Genomic DNA, 22359 nt, shown 5'->3' with positions numbered 1-22359 from the left:
CGGACAGAGCGCCTTGAGCTCTCCCGCGCCATCCTCCACAGAACCTCCACAATCGCATCACCGTCGGCCCCCCCGCCGCGCCCATGCTCGGCGCAGAGTCTCTCGTCGTCCCCACCCAGGAAAGCCCATGACGTCCAGCAATCTCCCCAAGCACGTCGCGATCATCCTCGATGGCAATGGCCGCTGGGCGGCGGCGCGGGGGCTCCCCCGCATGCAGGGGCACCAGCACGGGGCGAAGGCCGTGCGCCTCTCGGTGCGCGCCTGCCGCGACCGCGGCATCCCGTACCTCACGCTCTACGCGTTCAGCGTGGCGAACTGGTCGAGGCCCAAGGACGAGATCGACGCGCTGATGCGCATCTGCCAGGAGTTCGCCGAGGGGGAGCACGACGAGCTGATCCGTCGAGGGATCGCGGTTCAGGTGGTCGGCGATCTCGAGGACATCCCGACGCCGACGCGGCGCGCGATGGAGAAGCTCGTGGAGGACACCGCCGGGGGCACCGAGATGACCCTGGCGCTCGCGCTGAGCTACGGCGGTCGCCGCGACATGGCGAACGCGATGCGCGCGCTCGCGGTCCGCGCGCGGGCCGGGCTGGTCATCCCGGAGGAGATCAACGAGAAGTCGCTCCGGAACTTCCTGACGACCAGCTCGATGCCGGATCCCGATCTCATCATCCGCACCGGCGGAGAGAAGCGCCTCAGCGACTTCCTGCTCTTCGAGGCCGCGTACGCGGAGCTGTTCTTCACCGACACGCTCTGGCCCGATTTCACCGAGGCGACCTTCGACGAGGCGGTCGCGACCTACAGCCGGCGACAGCGGCGTTACGGCCGGACCGGCGAGCAGGTCCGCCGCCTGGCCGCGTCGACCTGAGCGGACGTCGCCGGGCGCTCCCCGCGCCCACGGCGCTGGCGACGCTCGTAACGCTCGTAACGCTCGATTCCGCGTCCGCGATGCAGTACGAGAGATGCGCTTGTCGTCCAAGCGCCCGTAGCTCAGCTGGATAGAGCAGCGGCCTTCTAAGCCGCGGGTCGCAGGTTCGAATCCTGCCGGGCGTGCCGAACGTCCTCGGTGCGTCGCTTGACGGTCCTGCCCAGCGCGGACCACCATGTCCCTGACGCCATGGATAAGAGGGTCGTGCTCGTGCTGGGCGGTCTGGTGCTGGGCGCGGCCGTCGCGCTCGCGGCGGGGCGAGTGCGCGCCCAGGGGCTCACGCCGAGCGTCCCCGCGCCGCGGTGGGAGCAGGACTGCGAGCAGGCGCACGGCGTGGACGAGGCGCGTGCCATCGCGAAGGCGCGGGGCGAGGGTGGCTGGGAGCTCGTGGCGCTCGACGCCGGCGTGATGTGCTTCAAGCGGCCGGTCCCGGCGCCTCCGAAGCCGGCCGATCCCTGGCCGGGTTACTGACGCACCGCCGCTCCCCTGCCCGCCGTTCGAGGCGGAGGAGCGCCCGTGGCGGCGCAGCGACGGCCCTTCTCGGCCCGCGCGCTGCGTGTCAGCGTTCGGCATGATCGAACTCGGCGATCGGCGCTATGCGCTGCCCGCGCGCAAGACGGTGGTGTTCTGCGTCGACGGGTGCGCGCCGGAGTACCTCGACCAGGCGCTCGCGGACGGGCTGATGCCGCGGCTCGCGGGCACGCTCGCCGCCGGCGGCCTGTACGTGCGCGGCCGAGGCCAGGTCCCGAGCTTCACGAACCCGAACAACGTGTCGATCGTCACCGGCCAGCCGGCGCGCGTGCACGGCATCTCGGGCAACTATTACCTCGACGCCGCCACGGGGGAGGAGGTGCCGATGAACGATCCACGCTTTCTGCGCGTCCCGACGCTCTTCGAGAAGATGGAGCAGGCGGGCGTCAGGACCCTCTGCGTCACGGCCAAGGACAAGCTCCGCGCGCTCCTCGGCGCCTGCCGCGAGGGGGGTCCTCGCCCGATCTCGCTGTCAGCCGAGAAGGCGCACGAGCAGGCCATCCCGGAGCACGGGATCGGCTCGATCACCGCCGCGGTCGGCCGCGAGAACCCGTCGATCTACGACTGGGACATCTCCCACTACGCCATGGAGATGGGCCTCGCGCTGCACGAGCGGCTCTCGGCCACGCTGCTCTACGTGTCGCTGACCGACTACGTGCAGCACAAGGAGCCGCCGCGCGGGCCGATGTCCGATCGGTTCTACGCCCGCTTCGACGCCCTCTTCGGCGAGTACCTCGACGCCGGCTTCGTCTGCGGCATCACCGCGGATCACGGCATGAACGACAAGACCTCGCAGGACGGCTCGCCGAACGTGCGCTACCTGGACGACGCGCTGCGCGAGGCCGGCCTCTCGGGCTTCCGCGTGCTCCTGCCGATCACCGACCCGTACGTCGTGCACCACGGCGCGCTCGGGTCGTACGCGACCGTGTACCTCGGCGCGCCGGACGACGGCGCGCGCGCCGCGCAGGTCCTCGGGCGGCTCCCGGGCGTGGAGGTCGTCCTGACCCGGGAGGAGGCAGCGCGGCGCTTCGCGCTGCCGCCGGATCGGATCGGCGACCTCGTGATCCTCGGCGATCGGAGCACGGTGCTCGGCAAGAGCGCGGCCTACCACGACCTCTCCGCCGTGCAGCGCGGGCTCAGGTCCCACGGCGGCCTGCACGAGGCGGAGGTGCCGATCCTCGCGAGCCACCCGCTCCGGCCCGGAGAGCGCGCCTGGCTCCTCGGCGCGGAAGCCGCCGAGGCGGACGCGGACGCCGCGCGCGGCCGGCCGAGCGCGCTGTCGAACGCGGACGTCTTCGATCTGGTGCTCAACCGACTCTCGACCGCCATGGCCTAGCGCCGACGATCGAGCGCCTGAAGGGGGGACAGCGATGGGCTCGATGCTCTCAATCGATCGACCAGCGTTCCATTTTCCGTGCCTGATCGGGGGAAGGCCGGTGAACCGGGACGAGGTCATCCTCGTGCGCTACCCGTTCACGGGCGAGGTGATCGGCAGCGTGCCGAGGCTCGACGAGGGGGCGGTGCTGGAGGCGCTCGCGAGCGCGTCCTCCGGCCCGCCGCGGCTCTCTCGCCACGAGCGCAGCGAGATCCTGCTCCGCGCCGCGGCGCACATCGAGGCGCAGGCGGGGGCGGTGGCGCGGCTCATCACGTGGGAGAGCGGGCTCTGCCTCAAGGACACGGCCTACGAGGTGCGGCGCGCGATCGACGTGCTCCGCTTCTCCGCGTACGAGGCGCTCCGCGACGACGGCCAGTGCCTCGCGTTCGACATCTCGGCGAACGGCAAGCCCCGGCGGGGGTACACGCTGCGCGAGCCGCTCCGCCTGGTGACGGCGATCACCCCGTTCAACCACCCGCTCAACCAGGTCGCCCACAAGGTCGCGCCGAGCGTCGCGAGCGGCAGCTCCATGGTGCTCAAGCCGTCGGAGAAGACGCCCCTCTCCGCGATCTACCTCGCGTCGGTGCTGCACGAGTCGGGGCTGCCGCCGGGCATGCTCAGCGTCGTGACCGGCGATCCGGCGGAGATCGGGCGCGCGCTCGTGACCCACCCCGCCGTGGAGCTCGTGAGCTTCACCGGCGGGGTCGAGATCGGCAAGCGCATCGCCGGCCTGCTCGGCTACCGGCGCGCGGTGCTCGAGCTCGGCGGCAACGACCCGCTCATCGTGCTCGACGACGCGGATCTCGACGAGGCCGTGCGGCTCGCGGCGTACGGCTGTTACAGGAACTCGGGGCAGCGCTGCACGGCGGTGAAGCGGCTCATCGTGAGCGAGCGCGTCGCCGACGAGCTCGCCGGGCGCCTCGCCGCCGCGTCGGCGCAGATCAAGGTGGGCGATCCGCTCGATCCGGCGACCGACATGGGGACGGTGATCTCCGAGGCCGCGGCGCGGCAGCTCGAGGCGGCGGCCGAGGACACGATCGCGCGCGGCGCCCGGCTGCTGTTCGGGAACGAGCGCCGCGGGGCCCTGTACGGCCCCACCGTGATGGATCATGTCCCCCGGGACGCCCCGTCCGTGCAGCACGAGACCTTCGGCCCGCACGCGCCCATCCTGCGGGTGAGGGACATCGACGAGGCGATCGCGGTGGCGAACGGGACGAGCTACGGCCTCTCCGCCGGCGTCTGCACGAACGACCTGGGGCGCGTCCACAGGCTCGTGCGGGAGCTCCGCTGCGGCACGGTGAACGTGCGCGAGGTGCCGGGGTACCGGTCCGAGCTGTCGCCGTTCGGGGGGATCAAGGACAGCGGCATCGGGATCAAGGAGGGCGTCGTCGAGGCGATGAAGGCGATGACCAACGTGAAGCTCTACACGGTCCCCTGGGAGTGAGGGGGCGCCGGCGCTTCCCCGTACCGCCTCGGCGCGCGCCGTTGTAAGCGGATCGGCATGAGCGGAGAGCCCCTATCGGAGCGAGAGTTCGACGACGTGGCCGATCGGTCGCTGCGCGCGCTGGATCGAGCGATCAACGAGATCCCCGACGGCGTCGAGGCCGACCTGCAGAGCGGCATCCTCACCCTGGAGTTCGAGGACGGCATCAAGTACGTCGTCAACAGCCACCGCGCGGCGCGGCAGATCTGGATGGCCGCCGAGCGGGCCGCGTGGCACTTCGACTACCGGCCGTCCGAGGACCGCTGGGTGGCCCAGAAGTCGGGCGACGAGCTCTGGAGCACGCTCGAGGCCGTGCTGTCCCGGAAGCTCGGCCGCGCCGTGAAGCTCGCTCGCTGAGCCCGCGGTCCCGGGGCGAGGCGCATCACAGGGCGAAGCGGATGCCGAGCCCTCCGACGAGGCCCGTCACGGAGGCGCCGACCCGGAGGTCGAACGCGACGCGGTCCCACGGGCGAAGCGCGAGCCCGATCTCGGGCAGGACGAGCCACGGATAGACGAGCGGACGCAGGCCTTGAGGCCGCCCCTTGGGACGGGTGAACCAGCTCGGCTCGACATAGCCGGGGTAGTGATCCGCGTCGTAGTCGAGCTGGTTACAGTACCGGAAGCTCCCGACCGGGTTGTTGGGCCCGCGGCATTTCACATAGCGGTACGGGTCCCCCGGCACGAAGGAGCCCGGGTCGCCGGGCACCGCGTCGCCGGGATATGCCTGGGTCCGGTAGAGATCGCCCATGAACGTCCAGCCCACGCCAAGGCCGGCCCCGACGCGGAAGGCGAACAGCTCGTCCCGATCGAGCGGGATGTTCCAGACCAGGCGGACCCCCGCCTGGAGCGCCTGGAGATCGCTCTCGACGATCTCGTAGTCGGTGTCCGGGTGTCCCTTCGGCTTGAACGGCGTCTCGTCCATCCAGAAGCGCGCGTAGGCGACCGAGAAGACGAGATCGAACCGCCGCCCGAGCCGCGTGGACAGCGAGATGTCGCCGCCGGGGACGAGGACGTCCCGCCCCCCTTCCCCGAGGAGCCCGAACATGAGCTGAGGGATGAAGAAGCCCTGGAAGCCTGCGCCGAGCCACACGTCGCGCTGCTTGCGCGGACTGGGCGGCGTGGGCTCGGGCATCTCGACGGCGGGCTTCGGCTTCTCGTCGGGGCCCGTCGCGACGCGCGGCGTGTCCTCGGCCGGCTTCTCGGCGGCGCGAGGCGGCTTCTTCGCGACCGGCTTCTCGGCGGCGCGAGGCGGCTTCTTCTCCGGCGGCTTCTTCGCGACCGGCTTCTTCGGTGGCTTCTTCTCCGGCGGCTTCTTCGCGACCGGCTTCTTCGGTGGCTTCTTCTCCGGCGGCTTCTTCGCGACCGGCTTCTTCGGTGGCTTCTTCTCCGGCGGCTTCTTCGCGACCGGCTTCTTCGGTGGCTTCTTCTCCGGCGGCTTCTCCGCGCTCGGCTTCTCCGCGCTCGGCTTCTCCGCGGCCGGCTTCTCCGGTGGCTTCTTCGCGACCGGCTTCTCCGGCGGCTTCTTCCCCCCGGGCTTCGGCTTGAGGCGCAGCTTGATCTCGCGCCGCTGCTTCTCCTTCAGCGTGATCTTCTGCGACGTCTCCTCGTGGCCCTCGGCCCTCGCGACGATCACCAGCACCTCGCCCGGATCGAACCGGTGCGGCGCCGACGGCTCGCTGATCACCTCCCCGTCGATCTCGACCACCAGCCCCTCGTACGGCTCCGCCGGCGTGACGACGAGCGTCGGGATGCGCGCATCGAGCTGAGCTGCCTTCTTCTTGGCCGATGTGATGGCCGCGACATCCCGCGCGTTGTAGCCGGGCGCCTTCTTCTCGCTCGCGACCTTGTGATAGATGTCGCTGGCCTTCAGCAGCTCGCCCTGCTTGACGTAGCAGTCGGCGAGCGGAACCGCCGAGCTCGGGCGATGCCGCTGGCTCTCGGCGGACTCGAGCAGCGGGATCGCCCGCTTGCAGAAGCCGCCTCTGGCTGCGTTCATGCCCTGGTTCGCCTCCTTGTCGCCGGGTCCGGCGAACACCGGAGGGGCGAGCAGCACAGCCAGGAGGCCGAAGAGAGAAGCGATCGGAAGGCGCAAGAGGCGCTCAGTCTACCATCGCCCCCACGGGGCGCGCGGGACGGACCGGGCGCCGCGACGCTGCGACCGCGGATGTCGCGAACGGCGCGGCCGGAGGTAAGGAGCAGCGCCAGGGATCGCCCACATTGGCCCCTGCGTTGCCTGGCGGCTGGCTCGACGGAGCGAGCAGGGCCTGGACCGCCCACCGTCCGGGCAGATACCGCAGACCCCGGCGAAAGCGCGGGATCTCGTCAGGATCCAAGAGCGCTCCCCGGCGCGCCGAGCGCCGCAGACGAAAAGCTCGACGGATTCCGCTTTACACCTTCGACGCTGGCCGAGAGCCCCTGTAAGCTCCCCCGGAATGGCTTCCGGCGCAGGTATCGAAGGACCGCACGGGCTGGGCGAGAGCACCAGCGCAGAGGGATCGGGCGGCGGTGTTTTGTCCGGGCCCGTGCGACGCACATTGAAGGCAGGCGAGATCCCGAACACGCTGATCGAGTGCACGCACTCGGTCGAGTGCGCGGGCTGTCCGCTCATCGCGGGGGATTACGCGGAGCAGCTCGGCACCAAGCGTGCTCGGGTCGTGTCCGCAGCCGCGCACTACCCATCGCTCGGGCTGCTCCAGACGAGCTCGGTCATCCCGGCCGATCCGATCACCGGCTACCGCGGTCGAGCGAAGCTCATCGTCGCCCCCTCCGGCGCGATCGGGCTGTACGGCCGCACGGGACATCACGAGGTCGTCGACATCCCGGGCTGCCGGGTGCTCACCCCGGCCCTCGCCGCGGTCACCTCGCGGCTGCGCGAGCTGATCGCGTCGCCGCCGCCGGAGGTCCGGCCGCTGCTCCTCCCGTACGACCCGGCGAGGGGCGGCGTGCTCCGCGCCCTCGATCTGCGCGAGGTCCACCTCGCGCCCGGGACGCCGCTCTTCGCGGAGGTGGGAGCGACAGAGGACAACCCGGCGTTCGTGCTGGTCACGTTCGTCCTGCAGCGCGAGCGCGCGTGCACGCGCGAAGAGCTGCGGGAGGCCGGCCGCGCCATCCGCCCGATGCTCCCGCGCGTCATCGGCGTCGCGGCGAACTTCCACGACGCGGAGGCGCCGCAGATCCTCGGGCCCGAGACGATCGTGCTCGACGGTACCGCGCACGCGGAGGACCGGATCGGGCAGACCTACCACATCGCCGCGTTCGGCTCGTTCGTGCAGGCGCACCGCGCGCAGGCCGCGCGCGTGCACGCCCTCCTGCTCCGCGAGATCGCGTCGCTCGAGAACGACGGGCCCGTCATCGAGGGAGAGGCCGCGCTCGGCCCCGCCTCCCGGCGCAAGGAGCCGCCGCGCATCCTCGATCTGTACGGCGGCTCGGGCGCGATCTCGCTCGCCCTCGCGCAGGGCGGCAACCGGGTCCTCATGGTCGAGTCGTTCGCGCCCGCGGCGGCGAACGCCCGCGCAGCGGCCGAGGCCCAGGGCCTCAGCCAGCGCGTGGAGGTGCGCACCGGCGACGTCGCGGAGATCGTCGGCTCCCTCGTCAACAGCTCGGAGAAGTTCGACGGCATCGTGGTCAACCCGCCGCGCCGCGGCGTCTCCCCGACGGCGCGCGAGGCGATCGCGCGCCTCGGCGCGCCGCTGCTCGTCTACGTCTCGTGTGATCCCGACACGCTCGCGCGCGACCTCGATCACTTCTGCCGCCTCGGGTACTCGTCGACGGAGCTCACGCCGCTCGACATGATCCCGCTCACGGAGGAGATCGAGACGATCGCCGCCCTCCGCCGGACGCCCCCGCCCGCGCCGAAGGTCATCTACGACGACGACGGCGTGCTGGTCGTCGAGAAGGGCCCCCACGAGCCGGTGGCCATGCAGCCGGAGTACCTCGGCTCGCTGCTCGCCCGGTGCGCCCGCATCCCGGGCAGCACGACGACGCCCATCATCGTGCACCCGCTGGATCCGGGCACGAGCGGCCTGGTCATGCTCGCGCGGAGCGAGGAGGCGGCCGCGCGCTGGGGCGAGGCGCTCGCGAAGACGGGGCGCCTCATCTACCTCGCAGCGGCCAAGGGCGTCACGCCGGGCAAGGGCGCGATCACCCGCGATCTCCGCGAAGGGACGCGCACGTACACGGCGCGCACGCGGTACCGCCGCCTCGCGGTCGCGTCGGGCCACTCGATCCTCCGCGTCATCCCGGACGGCGGGCGCACGCACCAGATCCGGCGGCACCTCGCCGCGATCGGGCACCCGATCCTCGGCGACGAGCGCTACGGTCACGTGCCCACGAACCGGTACTTCGAGGAGAAGCACGGGCTCGATCGCTCGTTCGTGCACCTCGTGCGCATCGAGATCGAGCACCCCCGCACCGGGGTGAAGATGATCATCGAGTCGACGCTGCCCGGCGATCTGCGCTCCGCGCTGGAGCGCTCGACCGGCCCCTCGGTCCTGCGCTTCCTCGAGCAGAAGCACGCCCTCGGCGAGCAGCGCGCCGTGCCCGTCCTGACGACCGCGAGCGACGAGCCCGCGCCGAGCAGCAGGATGATCCCGCTCCGCCCCGAGGACGCGGAGTCCGCGCCTCCTCCCTCCATCCGCAGCCCCGGGCCCATCTCGATCCGCGTCCCGGATCTGGACGAGTCGCCCCGGACCATCCGGCACCCCATCATCTCGACCGGCGACGAGGACTGAGCGGCCCGCGCGCGCCGTGTGGATCGGCCACCCCGGCGAGGCGGGTCCGCTCCTGTGCCCGACCCGCCCACCTTGGTGCGATGCGCTGCGAGCGGATCTGGTAGGCTTACCGGCCGCATGTCCACGTTTCCAGAAGACCGCCCTCGCATCCTCGTCGTGGACGACGAGAAGGTGATCCGCGACATGCTGGCCGACTTCCTCGGCATGGAGGGCTACTACGTCCGCACTGCGGAGGACGGCTCCAGCGCGCTGAACGAGCTCACGAAGGGTCACTACGATCTCGTGATCAGCGATCTCAAGATGCCGCGGATGGGCGGCATCGCGCTGCTGGACGAGATCGGCAAGACGGCGCCGAACGCGCTCACGGTCATCATGACGGGCTTCGGCACCGTCGAGACCGCGATCGACGCGATGAAGCGCGGCGCCTACGACTACGTGCTCAAGCCGTTCAAGCTGGACGAGGTGGTGCACGTCGTCCAGCGCGGGATCGAGAAGCAACGGATGGCCGCCGAGAACATCCGGCTGCGCGAGGCGGTGTCGCTCTACAAGGTGAGCGAGGCCATCGCGGCGAGCCTCTCGCTCGACCAGGTGCTGGAGACCGTCGCGGACAGCTGCCTCCACGAGGTGTGCGGCGATCTCATCTCGACCTGGCTCGACGACGGCGAGGGCGGCTTCTTCGAGCGCCAGCACCTCCGCGGCCCGTCCATGCCGGCGGGCGCCGACCTCGGGCGGCTCGACCCCGCGCTCGTGCTCGAGCACTTCCGCCCCGACGCGCAGCTGCTCGAGCAGGGCATGAAGGGGCTCAGGTTCTTCGCGGCGGAGCCGGCGCTCCCGCTCCAGTCGCTCGTCGCCGTGCCGCTCCGCATCCAGAAGCGGCTGATGGGCTTCCTCGCCGTCGCGTCGTTCACGCGGACGAGGCGCTTCGACGAGGGGCAGCGCAAGCTGCTCAGCATCATCGGTTCGCGCGCCGCCGCGGCGATCGAGAACGCGCGCCTTTACCAGGATCTCCAGGCGACGTTCCAGCAGACGATCGAGGGCCTCGCCAAGGCGATCGACAAGATGGACCGCTACACGTCGGGCCACTCGGATCGGGTCGCCGTCTACGCCGTGCTGCTGGCGCAGCGGCTCGGCCTCGGCCCGCACGAGATCGAGATCGTCCGTCAGAGCGCGCTCATGCACGACATCGGCAAGATCGGGTGCGTGCTCAACCTGAACAAACCGGGCAAGCTCACGAACGACGAATACGAGGTGTTCAAGCGGCACCCCGCCTACGGGCGCGACATCCTCGACCCGATCAAGTTCCTGCACCCGCTCATCCCCGGCGTGCACCTGCACCACGAGCGCTGGGACGGGCGCGGCTACCCGCTCCGGATGCGGGGCAACGAGATCCCGATCATCGCGCGCATCATCTCCGTGGCCGACACGTACGACGCCATGACGAGCGACCGCTCGTACCGCCGCGCGCTCCCCCACGAGGTCGCGGTGACCGAGATCGAGCGGTGCTCGGGCTCGCAGTTCGACCCCGAGGTCGCGGCCACCTTCACGACGCACATCGAGGCCTACCGCGAGGAGCGGCGGGCGCGGGGCGAGAAGGTCCCGGAGTAGCCAGCCATGCCGACCACCTCGCTCCGCGACCTCCTCCAGCCCGCGACCGGCCAGGCGACGGCCGTCGAGGCGCCCCGGCCGAGGCGCGCGCGCGCCTTGTGGATCGGCCGGCGCCGCTATGCCCCGATCCACGATCTGCAGAAGCAGCTCGTCGAGGCGCGCGCGCAGGGGCGGATCGGCGACACGATCCTGCTCCTGGAGCACGATCCCGTGATCACGCTCGGCCCGCGAGCGAACCCCGAGAACGTGCTCCTCGACGCCCGCGCGCTGGACGAGCGCGACATCGACCTCGTCGCGACGGGGCGCGGGGGCGACGTCACCTACCACGGCCCCGGCCAGCTCGTGTGCTACCCGCTGCTCGATCTCAGGCCGGACCGCTGCGACGTGCGCAGGTACGTGCGCTCGCTCGCGGAGGTGATGATCCTGCTCGCGCGCGAGCACCACGTCGAGGGCGGCGTGGTCGACGGCATGATCGGCGTCTGGGTCGATCGCGCCGCCCCGGAGGCGTGGGGCGGCGCCGAGTGGGCGCGCGAGATCGCGAAGCTCGGCGCGATCGGCGTGCGCCTGTCGCGATGGCTCACGATGCACGGCTTCGCGTTCAACATCGCGGTGGACCTCAAGGCGTTCGAGCTGATCGTGCCCTGCGGCATCCGAGAGCACGGCGTGACGTCGCTCCACCAGCTCACCGGGCGGAAGCTCACCGTCGCCGAGGTCGCCCTCGCCAGCGCGCCGCAGCTCGCCCGCGGGCTCGAGCTCGACGTCGCCTGCGTCGAGGATCTGTCGGCGGTCACGGATCTCGCGGGCGCGCTCCTCGCCCCGGAGGCCGGCGCCGCCGAGGGCCGGAGCGCGCCCTAGCCGCGCGCGCCGGCCTCCGGGGCGAGGAGCGCGCTCGCACGTCGCGCGCGCGCTCCGCGGGTGACGCCGCCCCGCGGGACGTGGAACACGCTGCGTCGCGGAGGCAGTGTCGCTCGGCCGTGCCGTGGGCTAAAAGCCGTCCCGTGTGCGCGCAGCCCACCCCACGGCCTCGTGAGCGCGACGGGGGCTCCCCGCTCCACCGCGACGCCTCGACCGCGCGGCCGCCCTGGCGGCGCCCCCTCGCCCTGGCGCTCGCGGCGGCCGCCGTGGCCGTGCCCGCGCTCGCTCTCCTCGGCCCTGTCGCGGCGATCCGCGTGGGCACGCGCACCGCCGCCGCGTGCCTCGCCTCGATCGAGGCGCCGCGCGGCCCGGCGCTGCCCGACTGCAGGCCCGAGATCCGCTGGTTCGCGCTGCCGTCGCGGCTGCCCTGGACCTACAGGGCGGCGAGCGCGCTGGCCGAGGAGCTCGGCGTGCGCGCGGCGGTCGCCGACTACACCGACGCCGCGGTCGGCCGGCCGGACGGCGCGGCGCTCGCCGGCGCGACCGAGGCGGTGGCGACGGCCCAGGCCACGGTCGCCGCCGGGACCGGGCGCGTCACGTTCGATGAGCTCGGGCCCGCCCGCGGCGCGCCGAGCCTAGGCCGCGAGGCGGCGAGGCTCGGCGATCGCCGCACGCTCCTCTCGCAGCCGGACCGCTGGACCGACTGGCACGTGCGCGTGCACACCCTCAGAGCGGCGCTCACCGAGGGCGACCCGCAGCGCGCGCTCGCGATCGCCAAGGGGTACGCGGCGATGGAGCCCCGCGACGAGGATCTGCGCACGACCACCGGCGCGATCCTCTGCCTCGGCGCGAGCGCTGAGGCGAAGCGCGGCATCGAGCTCCTGACGCTCAACCAGGACGACCGGGCGTCGAGGCGCTACGCCGGCATGGCGCGCAACTGGGGCGAGGTCCGCGCCGTCCTCGTCGCCTGCGCCGCCCGGGCCGGCGTGGAGCCTCCGCCGATGCCGGAGGCCCCCGAGGCCGGCGTGGCCGACGCCGTGGAGGCGCGGCTCGCGCAGCGCGCCCGCCTCGCCGCGGCCCGGAAGGACGCCGTCGAGGCGACGCGGCGCGCGACGCGCGCGATCCGCGACCTGCTCGGCACCTCGGCCGCGCTCGATCCCGAGGCCCGCGGCGATCTGCTCGCCGTCGTGCTGGCGGAGGACGAGGCGCTCGACGCGGCCGAGGCCGCCGCGCTCGCGCGGCCGGAACCGGAACCGGAAGAAGACGACGGGGGCGAGCCCGCGGCAGGAGAGGCAGGCCTCGACGGCGCCCCGGCGCGCGTGGAGGCCCGCGCGGCGACGGCGCTGCCCGCGGGCTCGCTGCGCGCGCTCGACTGGCTCCCGGAGCGCGGGCTCGCGAGGCCCGCGATCGCCGGGTCGTTGCGCGCGCGCGCCGCCGCGCGCGCCGCCGAGCTGGCCGCCGCCCCCCAGCTCTCGCCGTCCCAGGCCGACGCGCTGCGCGCGGCCGCGGGCGCGCTCGCGCTGCGCGCCGCCCGCGAGCTCGCGCTCGAAGGCGACGCGCCCCGGGCGGTCGACGCGCTGGATCGCCTTGGCCCGCTCGCCCCGGAGCTCGCGCCGGAGGCGGCCCGGGCGCTCGCGCGATCGAGCGTGTGGGCCCTCGTCGGCGAGCGCGATCGCGCGCTCGATCTCGTGGAGCGCGTCGACCTCGCCGCCGCGCCGCCAGCGCTCCGCGCGGCCGTGCTCCTGCAGCGCGCCGAGCTCCTCGCCTCGCGCGGGCGCCGGCGCGACGCCGCGCGCGCGGCCGTGCTCGCCGACGAGGAGGCCGCCGCCGCGCGCGCGGTGGACCCCGCCGGCGAGGCGATGCTTGCCCGCGCGGAGCTCGCCCTGCTCGACGCGCGATCGCGGTGGACCCGGCTCTCCCTCGCGCTCCCTCCGGGCGACTCGCCGCTCCGCCAGGGCAGCCCGCCCGCCCAGCTGCCCGCGGACCACGCCGCCGCCTGGCCGTGGGTCGGCTTCGCGAGCCTCGACGCGCCCTGGGCGCGCGACGGCCAGCCGGCGCTCTCGCGCGCGCTCTCCACCTGGAGCGCCGCGCGCGACGCGCCGCCGCCCGCGCGCCGCGCGCTCCGCTACGCCGCCCTCCGCCGGCGCGGCGACGCGCCGCCCGCGCTCGTCCCGTACGCCGCGCTGTCGGCCCAGCTGCTCGGCGACGGCGAGGGCGATCCCGAGGTGTGGCTCGACGCCTTCCTCGCGCTCGACGCCTCGCGCTTCTCGCTCCGGCGCTACGCCTTCGCCCGCGCCGAGGCGGCGCGATGGCGTGGAGATGAAGGCAGCGCGGCCGCATGGCAACGCCGGTACGACGCCCTGCGCGCCGTGGCCTCCGACCCGGCCCGCGCCGAGATCGCGCGCTACCTCGGAATCTGACGCTGACGGACGCTGACGGACGCTGACGGACGCTGACGGACGCTAACGGACGCCGACCGACGCCGACCCGCGCGGCGGGCCCGCGAAAAACCTGGAGATCCCGCGGCCGCACACCTGGCGGCGGAGGGGCTTCATTCCTACGCTACGGCCTGGCTCGCGGAGATCTGCTCGCGGGGGAGTCCTCATGTGTCCTCATTGCGGAAAGAACGCGCCCGTCATCCACCGCGGGCTCGCCGCGTACTGCACCGCGTGCGGTCGGGAGCGCCTGCCGTTCGCGGGCAAATCGGTCAGCCTGGCGGGGCAGCCGTCCAGGGTCGGCGGCGCGGTCGCCGGCGTGCTCGGCTGGCTGGTCCTCATCGGCGGGACCGCGCTGGCGCTCCTCCTCGGCCTGGGCGCGGCCGCGCTGTTCCCGGGGTCGATCGCCGGCCTCGCGCTCGGCCTGCCGATCGGCTTCGTCGCCCTCGCGATCGGCCTGCTCCTCCTGCTGGGCGGGCGGAAGCTCTCCCGCTCCGGGGCGAAGGCCTCGCGCGACGCCCAGGTTCAGGCGATCTTCTCGCTCGCGTCGCACCGCCGCCGCCCGCTCACGGCGCAGGAGGTCGGCGTCGCGCTCGACCTGCCGGCCCCGGAGGCGGACGCCCTGCTCACCGAGCTCGCCAAGGAGCGCCCCGGCGACGTGGGCGTCGAGATCGGCGAGCGCGGCGAGATCCTCTACACCTTCCCCGGGATCTCGGGGGCGGCCGCCGTCCGCTTTCCCCGGCCGTCGCTCCGCATCGATCCGGGCGAGGGCGCGGCCGACCCCGCGGCGCGCATCTACGCCGACGAGATCGAGGACGAGGGCGCGGAGGCGCCGCGCGCTCCCCGTCGCCGCGAGCAGCTCCGCTGAACATGTCCTGCGGCGCGCGTGCTAGCCTCGGCCGCGCGCGCCCATCGAGCGCCCGGCGCGCGCCGTCGTCGCCCTCGATCCATGGTTCATCGCGGGGGCGCTCCGGGCTGCTCGCCGCAACCGACCATGAGATGCCCCCCTGTCGCCCTGCTGACCTCCGCCGCGCTCGCGCTCCTCGCGCTCCTGGCCCCCTCGCGGGCCGACGCCTTTGAACGGCAATGGCATGCCGGCGCCGGCGTCGGCTACGCGCTCCTCGCGGACGGCGGGACGTACCCGGGGATCGGCGGCAGCCTGCACCTCGCCTACGGGCTCACGGACGCCTTCAACGCGGTCGCCGAGGTCAACACCGCGTCCCACCCGGGGGGCGATCTCATGCTCCTCGGCGCATCCGCCGGCGCCACGTACGTCATCGATATCCTGCAGTGGGTCCCCTACGTCGGCCTCATGACCGGCGCATACGACAGTGTGCGCCTCGCGCCCTGCGGCGCGTCTGGCCAGCCGGGCTGCCACCGGGGGCAGTTCGGGGTCTCCATCCCGTTCGGCATCGACTACGCGTTCAATCGCGAGTTCGCCGCCGGCTTCGCTGGCAAGTACACCCTGCTCCTCCCTGGCGCGGGCGACGGTCCGGGGAGCTATTTCACGGCGTTCGCCCGCGCGGAGTTCCTCTGGGGATACTAGAGCGGGGTGCAGGCTCGTAGGATACGGGCCCAGCCGCGAGGCAGGCGAGCGAGGCGCACGAAAGTACGCCGCAGCGAGCTTCACTCTGCGGAGGATCCCGTGGCGCACGACGATGCGCCCCGCTCTGGGCCGTGTGCGCCTGGAGAGAGGAGGAGCGGACCGTGGAACAGCTCTGGCAGCGCATTTCCGAGGGCCGGCACACGGCCTTGCTGAACATCGTCCCCGGGGATCCGCCGGCGCGGCTCGGGCTGCGGATCGTGCGGGTGCGCTGCGACGTCCCCGAGATGACGCTCGGACCGCTGCGCGACGCGCGGACCCAGATCGAGCGCCTCGCCGGCGGGGCGCAGGCGACGATCGATCAGGCGCGCGGCCGCGCCGCCTCGGGGCTCCGGCGCCGCCTCCTCGGCGACGTGCACGAGCTGATGGTGGACGCCGAGTTCATCGAGACCGCGAACCGCCTCGCACAGCAGGCGGATCGCACGTGGGCCATCGTGTTCGACGCGGTCGAGCACGCCGATCCTGCCACGCTCGACGTGCTGCGCCGGGTGGTGTCCCGCCCCGACGCGCTCCGCGTCGCGCTCGTCCTCTCCTTCCGCCTGCACGCGCCGACCGGCCCCGCGGGCGGCCTGGTCGACGCGATGCGCGCCGCCTGCGGAGCCGACGCGCTCCTCCGGCCGGCCGACGGCGCGATCACGCTGACGAGCGCGACAACGCCCCCGCCGCCGCAGCCGCAGCCGCATGTCCCGGTGCGCGAGCTGCCCGGCGAGGTGCTCCGGGTGCTCCGCGCCGGCGCGATCGTCGGCTCGGGGTTCGAGAGCGAGCTCGTCGCCGCGCTCCTCCGCGTCGACGCGCTCGACGTGCTCGAGGCGCTGCAGCGCGCCGCGGACGCGGGTGTTCCGGTCGAGGACCGCGGCGACGGGCGCTTCCATCTCCCGCAGGAGACCGTCGATACGCTCCGCGGATCGATCCTCCCGTCGCTCGCCCGCGTGTGGCACCGGCGGCTCGCGACGCTGCTCAGCGAGGAGGGGACCACGCCGGACGCCGCGGCCGCACGCGAGCCGCGCGCCGCGCCGGGCGTCGTCTCGGCCGATCACCAGGCGGCCCATGCCGCGGCGGCGCCGGCCCATGCCGCGGCGGCGCCGGCCCATGCCGCGGCGGCGCCGGCCCATGCCGCGGCGCCGCCGACCCAGAGCGCGGCCATCCTCACGTCGACCGTCGAGCGGCACGTCGCCGGCGGGGCGAACCTCGGCGTGCCTCGCGGCGACGACCCGGCCACGAGGGCCGCCGCGCAGGCGAAGGCCGGGGCGGCGCCGCTCTCGACGGCGCCGCCGTCCGCGTCGTTGCCCGCCATGGCGACGCCGCGCACGGTGGCCGCCGCGCCCGCACCCCCACCGCCGGGCCTGTCGCCGGCGACGGCGTCACCAGCGGCCGCTTCGCCCGGCGTGCCCGTCGCCGGCGGGCCGACCCCCGAGGCCGGCGGCGCGGCGACCGCCGATGAGTGGGAGAAGACCGCCGACCCCACGCTCTCGGTGGCGCGCGGCGGGGTGCCGCGGGCGGCCGAGACGCTGAGGCCGCCGCCAGCCGTGGCCCCTGCCGGCGGTGCGTCCATGAGCAACACGCGCCGCGCGCCGCCGCGCGTCACCCAGGACAGGCCCGCGCCGATGGCCCCCGCAGGGCCCGGCAATCCCGCGTGGCCCTACGCCGATCTGTTCCACCGCAGCCCCGAGAGCCGCCGCGTCTCGGAGCCGCCCGAGTCCCTCATGTTCGACGCCCCGCCCGACTCGCTCGACGCGCCCATCCCGGGGCCGATGCGGGTGCCCCGCGATCTCGCGTCCCTCGGCGGCGCCTTCCCGGACGAGCCGAGCCGCTCGGCCCGCGGGGCCTCGCTGCGCGTCCCTGCCGCGCTGTCCGAGCGATCGTCTTCCGGATCCCGCCACGCCTTCTCCTGGCCGGCGGCGGCCGACTCCGTCGCCGGGCGCGCCGCGGCCGAGTCCCTGCGCGCCGCGGCGCCGCTCGGCGTGTCCATGTACCCGGCGCCCGCGGCGCCCGATCGCGCCGAGGCAGCGGGCGCCGCGAGCGCGGCGGCGCACGGCGCTGGACGCCACCTCCACGACGTGCGCGCGGCGGCGCACCTGACCGAGGCGGGCGAGCACGAGGAAGCGGCGCGGCGCTACTGCGCGGCCGCGGTCGAGGCGGCGGACATGGGAGCGTACGCCCAGGCGCTGAGCTACGGGCGGAAGGCGCTCTCGCTGCTCGACGGCATGCCGGCCACGCCCGCGCGCCGCCGGCTCCGCATCGGCGCGCTCGCGGGCATCGCCCGGGTGCAATGGCAGGCGGCCGGCCCGGACCCCGCCAGCACGCTCGCCGACGCGCTCGAGGTGCTCGACGCCGCGCGCGCGCTCCTCGCGCAGGGCGACCCACCGGAGCTGCACGCCGACGTCGCCGCGCTCATCGCTGGCGTCTGTTACGACATGGGCGACGCGCGCTCGCTGGAGCGCGCGCTGGAGGAGCTCGCGACCGCGAGCCGCCAGCTGCTCGACGCCGGGGACGCGCTCGGCGCGGCCCGGCTGCTCAACGATCAGGCGGCGGTCCACGTGCGCATGGGCGATCCCGTCCGCGCGACGCACCTTCTGATCGAGTCGCGCCGGACCTTCGAGGAGCGGGCCCGGGTCGATCCGTCGGCGCGCGTCGAGCTCGCCGAGACCGACCACCTCTTCGCGCGGATCCCGCTCCACGTCCCCGCCCGCCCCGGGCGCGAGTCCGACGCGCTGTCGATGGGCCTCGACCACGCGCTCGCCGCGGAGCGCGCCTACAAGCAGCTCGGCGACACCCGGGAGCTCGCCCGGGTGTGGGAGACGATCGGCCGGCTGGAGCTCCGCAACGGCCGCCTCGACCGCGCGACGCAGCGCCTGACCGCGGCGATCGAGGCCGAGGAGGCGCTCGGCGACCTGCTCGGCCTGGCCCGCTCGACGGCCGCGCTCGCGGAGGTGCTCTCGGCGAAGGGGTTGCACCGGGAGGCGCTGGCGGTGCTGGCCGAGTCGATGGTGATGAACCTCGAGAGGGGCTCGCCGCTCGGGCTCGCGTACAACCGCCGCGCCCTGAACGCGCTCGTCCCGAACATCTCGCTCCAGGGCGAGGAGGCCGAGGAGCTGCGGAAGCTCGCGGCGCAGCTGGCGGCGGCGGAAGCGGCCCTCGGCCGCGCGAAGCTCCCCGGCGAGCTCGACTGAGGCGGGCCCGCGCCGCGCGGCCTCTTGACCTTGCCCGCGCCGCGCGGCCTTCGACCTTGCCCGCGCCGCGCGGCCTTTGACCTTGCCGGCGCGCGCCCGCTCCGGCGAAATGCGCCGCATGTCGTCCTCCTCGACGCAGCGCGTGCGCCATGGCGCCGCGCGGCGATCCTTGCTCGGCTTGCTCGGCTCCCTCGCCCTCTCCGCGGCGTGCGCGCCGGCCCCGCCGGTCCCTCCGGCGGCTGCGCCTCGGCCTGCCGCGTCCGCGCCTCTGGCGCCGCCTTCGCCCGCCGGACCGCCGCGGCCTGCTGCGCCCGCGCCGGAGCGGCCCGGGTACGCGGGGCACGGCGCGGCGAGCGTCTCTCCGGAGATCCTGGCGCGCTACGCGCCGCCTCCGCTCCCGGACGACGTCTCGCGCCGGATCCAGGCCATGCTCGACGTGCGCGCGCCTTCCGGAGGCGTCCTCGGGCCGGATGGCAAGGCGCTCTACTTCACCTGGACGATCACGGGGACGAGGCAGGTCTTCCGGCTCGACGGGCCGCAGCGCTTCCCGCTGCAGCTGACGGGCGGCGAGGATCCGACCGTCGTGGCGGACGTCACGCCGGACGGCGCGCGCCTCGTCCTCTCGCGCGACCGCAAGGGCGAGGAGAACCCCGGGCTCTACCTGCAGGACGTGAAGGGCGGCCCGCTCGTCGCCATCCAGCACATGCCCGGCGTGCAGACGCAGCTCCAGTTCGTCTCCGACGACGGGCGGCACGTTTACTATCGGGCCAACGACGTCAAGAAGGACGCGTACGTCATCTACAGGTACGACATCGCGTCGAGGCAGCGAGAGGTCGTGTTCGATCGCGAGGGCATCTGGCGCGCCGTGGACGCCGCGGGCGACGGCCGCCTGCTGCTCGCGAAGGACGTGGGCTCCAACATGAGCGAGCTCTTCGAGTGGGCGCCTTCCGCGAAGGCCGCTCCGGGCGCCGACCCGCTGACTCCCCTCTTCGGGCAGGGCGAGCGCGAGGACTACAGGGCCCTTTACGGCGCGGCCCCCGGCGAGGTCCTCGTGCTCACGCCGCGCCTCGGGGAGCACCGCCGGCTCTACAGCTGGAAGGCGGGGAAGCTCACGCCGATCTCGCCGGAGATCCCGTTCGACGTCAGCGCGTTCTCCGTCGATCGGGCGAAGAAGAGGATCCTCTACACGGTGAACGAGCGGGGCTACACGCGGCTCCGCGCGCTCGACGCGAGGTCGCACCGCGAGATCAAGCTGCCCGCGCTCCCGGCGGCGGATCACGTGACCCCTGTCTCGACGACGCGGGACGGCCGGTTCACGACGCTGCTCCTGGAGACCTCGACGTCGCCGGCGACGGCGCATGTCCTCGACTGGACGACTGGCAAGCTTTCGCAGTGGCACGCTCCGAGCATGCCCGAGGTGGCGCCGGGCGCGTTCTCGGCGGCCGCGCTGGAGTCCTATCCAGCGCGCGACGGGGCGCAGATCCCGATGTTCGTGCGCCGCCCTGCGCGGTGCGAGCGGCCGTGTCCCGTGATCGTCCATTTCCACGGCGGCCCGGAGGTGCAGACCAGGGCTGGGTTCAGCGCGCGGGCGCAGATCTTCGTGGACGCCGGGTTCGTGTTCGTCGAGCCGAACGTCCGCGGGAGCGACGGTTACGGCAAGACATGGCTGCACGCCGACGACGGCGCGAAGCGGCTCGACGTCATCACGGACATCGAGGACGCCGCGAAGTTCGTCAAGGCGAGCTTCGGCCACGAGGGCCGGCCGCCGAAGGTCGGCATCTTCGGCGGCAGCTACGGCGGCTATTCTTCGCTGATCGGCATGACCATGTTCGCCGGCGCGTACGACGCGGGCGCCGCCGTCGTCGGCATGAGCAACCTCGTGACGTTCCTCCAGAACACGGCGCCTTACCGGCGCATCCTCCGGATCTCCGAGTACGGTGATCCCGAGAAGGATCGGGACGCCTTGCTCAAGCTCTCGCCGATCACGTACCTCGATCGGGTGAAGGCGCCGCTGCTGATCGTGCAGGGCGTGTCCGATCCGCGGGTCCCTGCGGGTGAGTCGGTGCAGATCCAGCAGGCGCTGGAGGCAAGGAAGATCCCGTCCGAGCTCATCCTGTTCGCCGACGAGGGGCACGGCGCGCAGAAGCGGGACAACCAGGTGCTCCAGTACGGGCACCTCGTGCGTTTCTTCCGGGCGCACCTCGGGGGCGGGGACGGCAGGTAAGGAGAGAAATGAACCGCCATGGCGCCGAGGACGCCAAGGACGCCAAGGACGCCAAGATTCTTTCTCTCCTTGGCGTCCGTGGTGTCATGGCGGTTCTAAATTCCGCTCTCTCCTGGCGGTTTCAACCCGTCGAGCTCCGGCGTGAGCAGCGGAATCGTCACGCGTGCTCGTGCTCGTGCGCGTGCTCGTGCTCGTGCTCGTGCTCGTGCGCGTGCGCGCTGGCCGGCAGGCGTCGCGCGGCGGTGGCCACCTCGGCGGCGCGGGGGGCGCGCGGCAGATCGCCGAAGATCTCGGGCATCAACGACGTCTTGCCGTGGAGCCGGAGCACACACTCCACGAGGAGCTTCGCCGCGCGGTAGGTGTTGAGCCACTCGTCGCGCGCGGCCTTCATCTCCGGGGTGATGGCGCGGCGCGCGAGCCGGGTCTTGCGCACGCTCCGGATGAGCGGCTCGAGGGCGTCCCGGGAGCGCTCGAGGTCGGCCGTCCACGCCTCGCGCTCGGGCAGCTGCCCCTCGTGCTGCTCGATCACCTCGATCGCGTGCGTCAGCGCCGCGGCGAGCGCCGCGGGGCGGCGGCGCAGCACGGTGGCGAGCGTCTGGCCCTGGAGGAGCTCGCGGGCCAGCGCGACCCCGTTGGGCCGCGAGGCGGCGTGCTCCACGAGGCGGCGCAGCAGGCCGCGGCCCGCCGCGACCGGATTGGCCCTGCCGCCCCTCGATCCGCGGACCGCGCCGGGAGGCACGGGAGCGGCCGTCGCGTCCAGCTTCGCCTTGCGCAGGGCTTCGGCCGCGGCGTCGAGGCGCGCCGTGACGGTGCGCAGCGCCTTCCCGAACCCCGCGTCGACCGGCACGACGAGCTTCTGTATCTGCGACGCGGTGAAGCGGCCGTACGTCTCGATGTCACGCTGGTAGATGTAGGGATCGGGCATGGGAGCGACTCCACCGCGCGCGTGCGCGTTCAGGGCGGGCGCCATCATACCTGTCGCCGGCGCCGACGAAAGGAGTCGAGCTCGCGAGAGCGGGAACGGGGGCGCAGCCGACGACAGCCTGCCGCCGACGTCGCGACCTGACCAGACCCTCGTCTCCAGCCTGCCGCCGACGTCGCGACCTGACCAGACCCTCGTCTCCAGCCTGCCGCCGACGTCGCGACCTGACCAGACCCTCGTCTCCAGCCTGCCGCCGACGTCGCGACCTGGCTGAGCCCTCCTCTCGCACCCGCCTCAGAGGTCTCGACCTACCCCAGGGCACGCGCCACGACGTAACCCCCAGGTCTGGATCTGGGCGTTCCTTCAAAATTCTACCGATCCCTGGATCGTACCCCCTCACGCCCACGGTGATGAGCGCGCTCCACGGTCGCGACGTTCCGGATCCCCCGCACAGGTCCGCCTCACGCGCCCTCTGGATCCCCACGGCCGGGGATCCTG

15 protein-coding genes and 1 tRNA gene are annotated in these 22359 nt (G+C 73.6%); 14 read left to right on the top strand and 2 right to left on the bottom strand.

Going from position 1 to position 22359, the window contains the following annotated elements:
- Positions 1 to 127: 127 nt before the first annotated feature.
- The 6 genes from uppS to cyaY all read left to right on the top strand — a co-directional run bounded on the left by uppS (position 128) and on the right by cyaY (position 4674).
- A complete protein-coding gene (gene uppS, locus WMF22_RS14045; RefSeq protein WP_437299593.1) occupies positions 128 to 868 on the top strand; it encodes a polyprenyl diphosphate synthase in 741 nt (246 codons plus the stop codon).
- Between the two features lie 111 nt (positions 869 to 979).
- Positions 980 to 1053 (top strand) — tRNA-Arg (locus WMF22_RS14040).
- A gap of 64 nt (positions 1054 to 1117) precedes the next feature.
- Positions 1118 to 1399, top strand: coding sequence for a hypothetical protein (locus tag WMF22_RS14035; RefSeq protein ID WP_012235184.1), 282 nt, complete (start codon positions 1118 to 1120; stop codon positions 1397 to 1399).
- A 100-nt stretch (positions 1400 to 1499) separates the two neighbouring features.
- The gene (gene phnA, locus WMF22_RS14030) at positions 1500 to 2795 is read left to right on the top strand and encodes a phosphonoacetate hydrolase (RefSeq protein ID WP_437299592.1); all 1296 of its coding nucleotides are present in this window, start codon (positions 1500 to 1502) and stop codon (positions 2793 to 2795) included.
- A gap of 43 nt (positions 2796 to 2838) precedes the next feature.
- The gene (gene phnY / locus WMF22_RS14025) at positions 2839 to 4278 is read left to right on the top strand and encodes a phosphonoacetaldehyde dehydrogenase (RefSeq protein WP_438036055.1); all 1440 of its coding nucleotides are present in this window, start codon (positions 2839 to 2841) and stop codon (positions 4276 to 4278) included.
- Between the two features lie 57 nt (positions 4279 to 4335).
- Complete coding sequence (gene cyaY / locus WMF22_RS14020) at positions 4336 to 4674, top strand: iron donor protein CyaY (protein ID WP_437299590.1); 339 nt, start codon at positions 4336 to 4338, stop codon at positions 4672 to 4674.
- 25 nt (positions 4675 to 4699) lie between these two features.
- On the opposite strand, the gene WMF22_RS14015 is transcribed toward cyaY, so the two are convergent.
- Entirely contained in the window at positions 4700 to 6409 is a 1710-nt protein-coding gene (locus WMF22_RS14015) for a hypothetical protein (RefSeq protein ID WP_437299589.1), read from the bottom strand.
- 430 nt (positions 6410 to 6839) lie between these two features.
- Between WMF22_RS14015 and WMF22_RS14010 the strand changes: the two genes are divergently transcribed.
- From WMF22_RS14010 to WMF22_RS13975, 8 genes are all read left to right on the top strand, one after another.
- On the top strand, positions 6840 to 9047 hold the full coding sequence (locus tag WMF22_RS14010) for a pseudouridine synthase (protein WP_437299588.1): 2208 nt from the start codon (positions 6840 to 6842) through the stop codon (positions 9045 to 9047).
- A 117-nt stretch (positions 9048 to 9164) separates the two neighbouring features.
- A complete protein-coding gene (locus WMF22_RS14005) occupies positions 9165 to 10652 on the top strand; it encodes an HD domain-containing phosphohydrolase (protein ID WP_437299587.1) in 1488 nt (495 codons plus the stop codon).
- Between the two features lie 6 nt (positions 10653 to 10658).
- A complete protein-coding gene (gene lipB, locus WMF22_RS14000) occupies positions 10659 to 11507 on the top strand; it encodes a lipoyl(octanoyl) transferase LipB (RefSeq protein ID WP_438036054.1) in 849 nt (282 codons plus the stop codon).
- A 143-nt stretch (positions 11508 to 11650) separates the two neighbouring features.
- Entirely contained in the window at positions 11651 to 13927 is a 2277-nt protein-coding gene (locus WMF22_RS13995) for a hypothetical protein (protein ID WP_438036053.1), read from the top strand.
- A 184-nt stretch (positions 13928 to 14111) separates the two neighbouring features.
- Positions 14112 to 14810: a hypothetical protein gene (locus tag WMF22_RS13990; RefSeq protein WP_438036052.1), complete on the top strand. Its 699-nt coding sequence runs from the start codon at positions 14112 to 14114 to the stop codon at positions 14808 to 14810.
- 126 nt (positions 14811 to 14936) lie between these two features.
- Complete coding sequence (locus WMF22_RS13985) at positions 14937 to 15488, top strand: hypothetical protein (RefSeq protein ID WP_438036051.1); 552 nt, start codon at positions 14937 to 14939, stop codon at positions 15486 to 15488.
- 161 nt (positions 15489 to 15649) lie between these two features.
- Positions 15650 to 18715: a hypothetical protein gene (locus WMF22_RS13980; protein ID WP_438036050.1), complete on the top strand. Its 3066-nt coding sequence runs from the start codon at positions 15650 to 15652 to the stop codon at positions 18713 to 18715.
- Between the two features lie 118 nt (positions 18716 to 18833).
- Positions 18834 to 20939 (top strand): S9 family peptidase, encoded by a 2106-nt coding sequence (locus WMF22_RS13975; RefSeq protein WP_438036049.1) that lies wholly within the window; start codon positions 18834 to 18836, stop codon positions 20937 to 20939.
- Between the two features lie 157 nt (positions 20940 to 21096).
- On the opposite strand, the gene WMF22_RS13970 is transcribed toward WMF22_RS13975, so the two are convergent.
- A complete protein-coding gene (locus WMF22_RS13970) occupies positions 21097 to 21864 on the bottom strand; it encodes a hypothetical protein (protein ID WP_438036048.1) in 768 nt (255 codons plus the stop codon).
- Positions 21865 to 22359 lie beyond the last annotated feature (495 nt).

This window comes from Sorangium sp. So ce204 (genome assembly GCF_051526795.1).
Taxonomy (GTDB): Bacteria; Myxococcota_A; Polyangia; order Polyangiales; family Polyangiaceae; genus Sorangium; species Sorangium cellulosum_B.
This window is presented reverse-complemented; position numbering and strand designations above follow the sequence as displayed.

Coding starts and splice junctions, on each gene's coding strand:
- uppS (WP_437299593.1), top strand. CDS start 128: ATGACGTCCAGCAATCTCCCCAAGCACGTCGCGATCATCCTCGATGGC.
- WMF22_RS14035 (WP_012235184.1), top strand. CDS start 1,118: ATGGATAAGAGGGTCGTGCTCGTGCTGGGCGGTCTGGTGCTGGGCGCG.
- phnA (WP_437299592.1), top strand. CDS start 1,500: ATGATCGAACTCGGCGATCGGCGCTATGCGCTGCCCGCGCGCAAGACG.
- phnY (WP_438036055.1), top strand. CDS start 2,839: ATGCTCTCAATCGATCGACCAGCGTTCCATTTTCCGTGCCTGATCGGG.
- cyaY (WP_437299590.1), top strand. CDS start 4,336: ATGAGCGGAGAGCCCCTATCGGAGCGAGAGTTCGACGACGTGGCCGAT.
- WMF22_RS14005 (WP_437299587.1), top strand. CDS start 9,165: ATGTCCACGTTTCCAGAAGACCGCCCTCGCATCCTCGTCGTGGACGAC.
- lipB (WP_438036054.1), top strand. CDS start 10,659: ATGCCGACCACCTCGCTCCGCGACCTCCTCCAGCCCGCGACCGGCCAG.
- WMF22_RS13990 (WP_438036052.1), top strand. CDS start 14,112: ATGTGTCCTCATTGCGGAAAGAACGCGCCCGTCATCCACCGCGGGCTC.
- WMF22_RS13985 (WP_438036051.1), top strand. CDS start 14,937: ATGAGATGCCCCCCTGTCGCCCTGCTGACCTCCGCCGCGCTCGCGCTC.
- WMF22_RS13975 (WP_438036049.1), top strand. CDS start 18,834: ATGTCGTCCTCCTCGACGCAGCGCGTGCGCCATGGCGCCGCGCGGCGA.
- WMF22_RS13970 (WP_438036048.1), bottom strand. CDS start 21,864: ATGCCCGATCCCTACATCTACCAGCGTGACATCGAGACGTACGGCCGC.